The organism is Vibrio scophthalmi LMG 19158, from assembly GCF_000222585.1.
Classification (GTDB): Bacteria; Pseudomonadota; Gammaproteobacteria; order Enterobacterales; family Vibrionaceae; genus Vibrio; species Vibrio scophthalmi.
Genome location: NZ_AFWE01000074.1, coordinates 1 through 5,081, shown reverse-complemented (window position 1 = coordinate 5,081; position 5,081 = coordinate 1). Strand labels below are relative to the sequence as shown.

Sequence of the window (5,081 nt, the reverse complement as noted above, 5' to 3'; positions counted from 1 at the left end):
GGCGTACCGAAGCTGTTACAGTGCAGCGAGATAATGACATCAGGGTGCAGGGCGTTGATATCACTTGGCAGCGCTTGGTAGGATTTGCGGTGAACCACTTTCACCTCAAAGCCTGCTTGCACTAGGTCTTTTTCAAGTGAATAAGCAAGATCTTCGTTGTATTCAAACTCAGACACGCCAGTGGCAGCATGGACTGCGCCAGGTGAGCCAGCACGATGGCCGATAACAAGGGCAATGATACATTTACGCATAAAAAAACTCCGTTAGTAGGAACAGTGATTGTGACTGCCAGACTAACGGAGTTGCGGGTATGGGTTAGATTATCGCGCTTTCCTAAATGCTAGAAAAGCCGAGGCTGATTGCGTTGATGCTCGATTTTACGTTGCTCACCTAAGATGAAATAAATACGGGCTTGGGTAATACCAAAACGCTTAGAGAGCTCACGAACGTTACGGCCATTAAAGAGACTCCAAATCTGGATGTCTCGCAGCGCAATAAAGAGCGTATCTTTTTTCGGGAGATAAAACTGCATCCCGCCGCCGTACTCTGACATTTCAAGCAGGGCACGTAAAGACAGCTCCGTGGCTTTTTGCTCATCATGATCTTTTTCAAAGTTGGCTTTCATGTGTACAAACAACGCTTGCGCATCTTGCGGCCAGAGCTTTGTTACCTCTGGTAGCTTATCAGCATGATCAAGAAACGCCGCATCGATATCGTCATCACTGATAAGCGAGATTTGATTGTTCATAACGCGCCTCCTGTTAATTCAAATTGACGGCACACTTCACGGTAGGACTCCGCCTTTAGTGCAGGCTTAGCCAAACGCTGAACCATCACGCGCTTGTGCCACTGCTTAAGCGATTCAAGTACCTTGCTGGCACTTTCATCTTTAAGCCACTGCGCCGAGCTAATACCGCAGGTGCGCTCAATCCACACCCGAAGCGCGTACTCGCTGCCATCTTCGATAAAGCCTTGCTTAAACATCACAATCCATAACGCTCTAATCGCATCGGTTACACGGCTACGCGCCGTACCGCTTTTAGGCGAATACTGGCGAGAGCGTGCAGGCTTAAAGCCAAGCGTTGCCATGTGCGTGACCACTTGCTCTAACTGCTGCCAGGTCGCGTCTTTTGCGCTCGATACTCCAATGATATTGGTGAGCATCGTGCGATACGTGTCTTCATCCATGCCAAGGCGTGATTTGCCTACATGGATGAGTTGTATCAGTTGCTTACGAGTTTTATTAATACAGGTCATACCCAACCCCTCATGAAACATTACGCATAAATTAGATCAGCAAGCGATTCAAAAGGCAACAAAATGGATAAAAAATAATTTATAATAGTGGAATATCCACTAAATAAAATGGAAATATGAGACAGGTATTTATTGAGCTGCAACGGGCGGCGGGATTCTCCAACGTGGAGTGTGGGCGTTACCTTGGGATAAGTGAAGGAGCGGTCAAAGATAGGCGTGACGGTCGATTTTTACCCCGCCGTGGTGAACTGATAGCGCTGGCCGTGAGTGGCAGCGATACGCTAGACAAAGCGCTGGCGTATATCGAGAGCCTAAGCCAGCAACGCGAAGAGAGCAAAAAGCCTGCATGATGCAGGCTTTTATTTAACTAAACCACCAGGCTTGAAGTCGTTGAACCCATGTGAGATTTACTTTTTGGTCAGGAAGACCATGAACACGACATAGCTCGTTATGGGACTTATCGATTAGCGCTGCAATTATCGGTGGTTCATTCATTTCAATGTTGGTTAAAAACCTTTTGAACTTCTGCTCATCTTCTTTTGAGAGCGCACTGAGTTCAGTCAATCCAATCGTTAACTGCAAATAACATTTTCTCAATGTAGAGTGGAGCGTCTTGCTCGATTTTGGGGAGATCGCGTTTTCAACAATTTGCAGTAATAACGCTAAACACAAGCGAAATCCTGCCATCTCTGTGTCACCACTTGATAGCGATAATAGAGCGGTAAACATGAGAATTAAAATGGACGCCGTCAATATGGCGCTTACACGAGCGTAATAGTTTTGTCTGTACATGTGGTAGCGAGTGGCAAGTTGTGCATTCCACTGCAAATCCCAAAGCGCTAAAGATTCTGAGTTTTTCATACGGGTTAGTCCTGTTGTTAATATCTGCATTGGAATCTAGCCCACACCTTTACTCAAGCGTGATTATTCTACTTTACTGAATGCTGTATGATTTTTATTTGTTTTTAATCAATTTAAATCAGTGGCGGAACACCATGAAAAAAGACCTCACCGTTATCAGAGATATCTTGCAAAGATTTGCAGACTCAGAACGCATGTATCTTCGATTTAATGAATTAAGTGATAGGAGTCCAGAGGAGCTTCTCAATGATGACGTATTTATGGGACACCTAGTCTGGATACTGCAAGACGGATTAATCACTAACTCAGACTTTCAATGCTCTGAACCAAAGGATATAGGGCTAATATGGTTCGCTAATAGACGAAAGTATGATTTTAGAATGACCGACATCCGCATAACTAGCAAAGGCTTGGAAGTACTAGAGGCGTTATCTAAGCCGGAGATTTTTGAAAAATTGAAAGGGGTTGCAGGAAATGTATCGTTCAGCGTGCTGACTGATTTAGCCAAGCAGCTTATAGCTAAATCAGTCGCCGTTGCAGTTGGGTTAGGATAGTTTAAGCTCTAGTGCGTACTTAGCTCCGAATTTAGCCATAAGCGCATACAGAATGATTTCACGAGAAACCCACTCTCTATTCTCGAAAGCATACTGACTAATCCACGCTGTTATGTACTGCGCCACTTCGAGCTCTTGCGTGGGTGTGGGAAAACCAATCGAATCGAAAGCAGATTCGTTAGGGTGCTGAACATCTTTTTTGAGTTCAAAATCCACGCTAGAAACGTAAGTTGTCATTTCTGAATTGGCGCGCTCAGAATTTACCAAATCCAACTCTCCAGGGAAGATGTGCTTTCTTCCCTGAGTCAGTGCTGCCATCCATGCTAAAGCATACATATTTGGGCATGGGGAAAGATTGAGTTGTTCACATTTTGCATCAACGTACTCAACAAGTTTGATGCTAATACCTAAATCCTCAGTTGCATCAATATTTCTTAAGTTCATAGTCCATTCCTTTTGTTTACAATTTGTTTAGTTAACTTTGTTTCTCTAATGGCTTGACGACGACCAGCTCGATAGAATCGCATCCCCATTCGTTTTGAGTTTGCTGACCATCCATTAAGGGCTTCTTCAATCGATGCTGAAGAACGAGTTGGACTCAACGATTGATAACCCGATAACCATAACTTCTCTGCCACGTACGACTTAACAAATCGTTTTGCGTTACACATTGGACAAGGTATTGGCGTATATCTGGCATATTCTTCTTTCAGCGCGTCATCTGAAACAAGCATAAAACCATCAAAGCATCTAGATACTGGGTAAGGGATTCGATTATCAAACCCCATGTAACCGCAGCCTAATCGTTGTTTTCGCATATTCACACTCCAAACTCGGTGAGTTTTACTTGCTCCGCACCATGTACACCTTGATTTAATTGAGCCGATCTTCCGCTGGCTATTCCAGAGAAATACGCACCATCAGAGCCGCCTCTTGCATTTTTTACCGAAGCAGAACGCCCTTTGCTCTCTGATAGGTTTGGGTGCTTCTGCTTGATGTACTCGTCTATTTGATTTGATTCGGACTCAGAGAGTGCGAACTCCTTAACAAGATGACTCACACTTACAACCCAACCCTCACAAAAGAGATCCGCTCTTGCTGTCTTAGTTGAAGTCTTAATGCGCTTATTAAGCGTTGCAATGTAATCCTTACGGGCCTTTACAAGTTGACGCTCCAGCACTTCATGCGCGTACTTAGCGACTTCTGGGCGCTCATTGTGGCCCGTAAAGACGACATGACAGCTTTTAGTAAATGGCTCGTATCTGAAATGCAAGCGGCAACCAAACGCCTCGGCAACCGTATTTGCTAGATAACTAAAATAGCTTGCTGGCTTTTTAGCTTTAAACTTTGAGGCGACATCAGACTGACTCACATCACTCAGTTCTGGACTTTCACTTGATAGACCCATTTGCTGCATTAGCGCTTGAGCTCGTGACATGGCCGCTGCTGCTTCATGCTCATTGGCCGACTTAGCTAAGCGTAAAAGTTTTTTAATTTTGTCGATGTTTTTACTAGTCATGTTGGCTTCCTAACTGGGACAGATGCTCTTCGATGGCAAACATTGCCGAGGCTAAATTGTCTAATGCATTATCACGCTGGCTTTGCGAGGCTTGGCCTGCACGTATAGTGCAGACCGCGTGACCAATAATGCCCTTAACTTCAATAAGCAGTTGATTGGTCTCCATATCGTTTACCACTCTTGCAATTGAATATTGTCGCCATGTACGCCCCCTAAGCCAGTGATAGACGTTCGAGCGCAATACAATTTGTAAAGATAAGCATCGATACCAAAGCAGTGAGTTGAATTGAATATAGGGCCACTAAACACATATTTATTGTTAGATAAATAACCGATACAGTGCTTCCCTTTACTACAATGGTCGTAGAGTGTTACGCGAGTTTTATCGGCAATAATGATTTCGATACGTGAATAATCATTATCACTTTCCCATTGCAGTTCAATTTCATCTTGGTCTTCTATATCACCCCAACCTTTTGCTGCTTCTTTAATTCCTTCAAAGAAATCATCAGCAGTGATAACCGCGTCAATCGGTTTGAATGTGACATCAAGAAGCTCTTTAATTTTCTTGGCAGATTGTTCGTTGATCGCATTCTCATAGGCATTGATTAATGTCTCAGCAATAAAGCGATTGCATTCAGGCAAGGTAACTCCGTTTAACGCACCCTGAAGAGATTCATCAATCTTGGCTTGGATCGCTTTACCAAGTGCTCCATAAGTCTCCATAGAGCGACTAACGAGGTTTTTAACCAGAACATCAGTCTGTTCTTGGATCATTTTTTCAAGAGTGCCATCGGTACACATTTGGTTAAGATGAGCGCTAACAACTTCGTTTAATTCTTTCATTTTTAATATCCTTTAAATCCGGTTTAAATAACGTTTTAACCATA

Annotated in this window: 11 protein-coding genes; 2 read left to right on the top strand and 9 right to left on the bottom strand. The window is 43.7% G+C overall.

Translation table 11 applies throughout. From position 1 onward, the window contains the following. The 3 genes from RH88_RS06335 to RH88_RS06325 all read right to left on the bottom strand — a co-directional run. Positions 1-251: N-acetylmuramoyl-L-alanine amidase (locus RH88_RS06335; protein WP_005594284.1), on the bottom strand; the 251-nt coding region annotated here is incomplete at its 3' end. Between the two features lie 89 nt (positions 252-340). Further along, positions 341-748, bottom strand: coding sequence for a Mor transcription activator family protein (locus RH88_RS22700; RefSeq protein ID WP_005594283.1), 408 nt, complete (start codon positions 746-748; stop codon positions 341-343). After that, on the bottom strand, positions 745-1,257 hold the full coding sequence (locus RH88_RS06325; RefSeq protein ID WP_005594282.1) for a gp16 family protein: 513 nt from the start codon (positions 1,255-1,257) through the stop codon (positions 745-747). The genes RH88_RS22700 and RH88_RS06325 overlap by 4 nt, the downstream gene beginning before the upstream one ends. Positions 1,258-1,373: 116 nt before the next feature. Between RH88_RS06325 and RH88_RS06320 the strand changes: the two genes are divergently transcribed. Continuing rightward, positions 1,374-1,607, top strand: coding sequence for a hypothetical protein (locus RH88_RS06320; protein ID WP_005594281.1), 234 nt, complete (start codon positions 1,374-1,376; stop codon positions 1,605-1,607). A gap of 13 nt (positions 1,608-1,620) precedes the next feature. Here the strand turns inward: RH88_RS06320 and RH88_RS06315 are convergent, their stop codons facing one another. Then, positions 1,621-2,118 (bottom strand): hypothetical protein, encoded by a 498-nt coding sequence (locus RH88_RS06315; RefSeq protein WP_005594280.1) that lies wholly within the window; start codon positions 2,116-2,118, stop codon positions 1,621-1,623. Between the two features lie 134 nt (positions 2,119-2,252). Between RH88_RS06315 and RH88_RS06310 the strand changes: the two genes are divergently transcribed. After that, positions 2,253-2,672, top strand: coding sequence for a DUF2513 domain-containing protein (locus tag RH88_RS06310; RefSeq protein ID WP_005594278.1), 420 nt, complete (start codon positions 2,253-2,255; stop codon positions 2,670-2,672). On the opposite strand, the gene RH88_RS06305 is transcribed toward RH88_RS06310, so the two are convergent. The 5 genes from RH88_RS06305 to RH88_RS06290 are packed head-to-tail and all read right to left on the bottom strand — an operon-like array spanning position 2,664 to position 5,037. Continuing rightward, entirely contained in the window at positions 2,664-3,116 is a 453-nt protein-coding gene (locus tag RH88_RS06305) for a hypothetical protein (RefSeq protein WP_005594276.1), read from the bottom strand. The two genes, RH88_RS06310 and RH88_RS06305, sit on opposite strands and share 9 nt — an antisense overlap. Then, complete coding sequence (locus tag RH88_RS06300; protein WP_005594275.1) at positions 3,113-3,490, bottom strand: hypothetical protein; 378 nt, start codon at positions 3,488-3,490, stop codon at positions 3,113-3,115. The genes RH88_RS06305 and RH88_RS06300 overlap by 4 nt, the downstream gene beginning before the upstream one ends. 2 nt (positions 3,491-3,492) lie before the next feature. After that, positions 3,493-4,191, bottom strand: a complete 699-nt coding sequence (locus tag RH88_RS06295; RefSeq protein WP_005594274.1) for a DUF2786 domain-containing protein — start codon at positions 4,189-4,191, stop codon at positions 3,493-3,495. Continuing rightward, positions 4,184-4,357: a hypothetical protein gene (locus RH88_RS23700; RefSeq protein ID WP_005594273.1), complete on the bottom strand. Its 174-nt coding sequence runs from the start codon at positions 4,355-4,357 to the stop codon at positions 4,184-4,186. Before RH88_RS23700 ends, RH88_RS06295 begins: the two co-directional genes overlap by 8 nt. Positions 4,358-4,362: 5 nt before the next feature. Beyond that, positions 4,363-5,037 (bottom strand): hypothetical protein, encoded by a 675-nt coding sequence (locus RH88_RS06290; protein WP_005594272.1) that lies wholly within the window; start codon positions 5,035-5,037, stop codon positions 4,363-4,365. Between the last annotated feature and the right edge of the window lie 44 nt (positions 5,038-5,081).

Coding starts and splice junctions, on each gene's coding strand:
- RH88_RS22700 (WP_005594283.1), bottom strand. CDS start 748: ATGAACAATCAAATCTCGCTTATCAGTGATGACGATATCGATGCGGCG.
- RH88_RS06325 (WP_005594282.1), bottom strand. CDS start 1,257: ATGACCTGTATTAATAAAACTCGTAAGCAACTGATACAACTCATCCAT.
- RH88_RS06320 (WP_005594281.1), top strand. CDS start 1,374: ATGAGACAGGTATTTATTGAGCTGCAACGGGCGGCGGGATTCTCCAAC.
- RH88_RS06315 (WP_005594280.1), bottom strand. CDS start 2,118: ATGAAAAACTCAGAATCTTTAGCGCTTTGGGATTTGCAGTGGAATGCA.
- RH88_RS06310 (WP_005594278.1), top strand. CDS start 2,253: ATGAAAAAAGACCTCACCGTTATCAGAGATATCTTGCAAAGATTTGCA.
- RH88_RS06305 (WP_005594276.1), bottom strand. CDS start 3,116: ATGAACTTAAGAAATATTGATGCAACTGAGGATTTAGGTATTAGCATC.
- RH88_RS06300 (WP_005594275.1), bottom strand. CDS start 3,490: ATGCGAAAACAACGATTAGGCTGCGGTTACATGGGGTTTGATAATCGA.
- RH88_RS06295 (WP_005594274.1), bottom strand. CDS start 4,191: ATGACTAGTAAAAACATCGACAAAATTAAAAAACTTTTACGCTTAGCT.
- RH88_RS23700 (WP_005594273.1), bottom strand. CDS start 4,357: ATGGAGACCAATCAACTGCTTATTGAAGTTAAGGGCATTATTGGTCAC.
- RH88_RS06290 (WP_005594272.1), bottom strand. CDS start 5,037: ATGAAAGAATTAAACGAAGTTGTTAGCGCTCATCTTAACCAAATGTGT.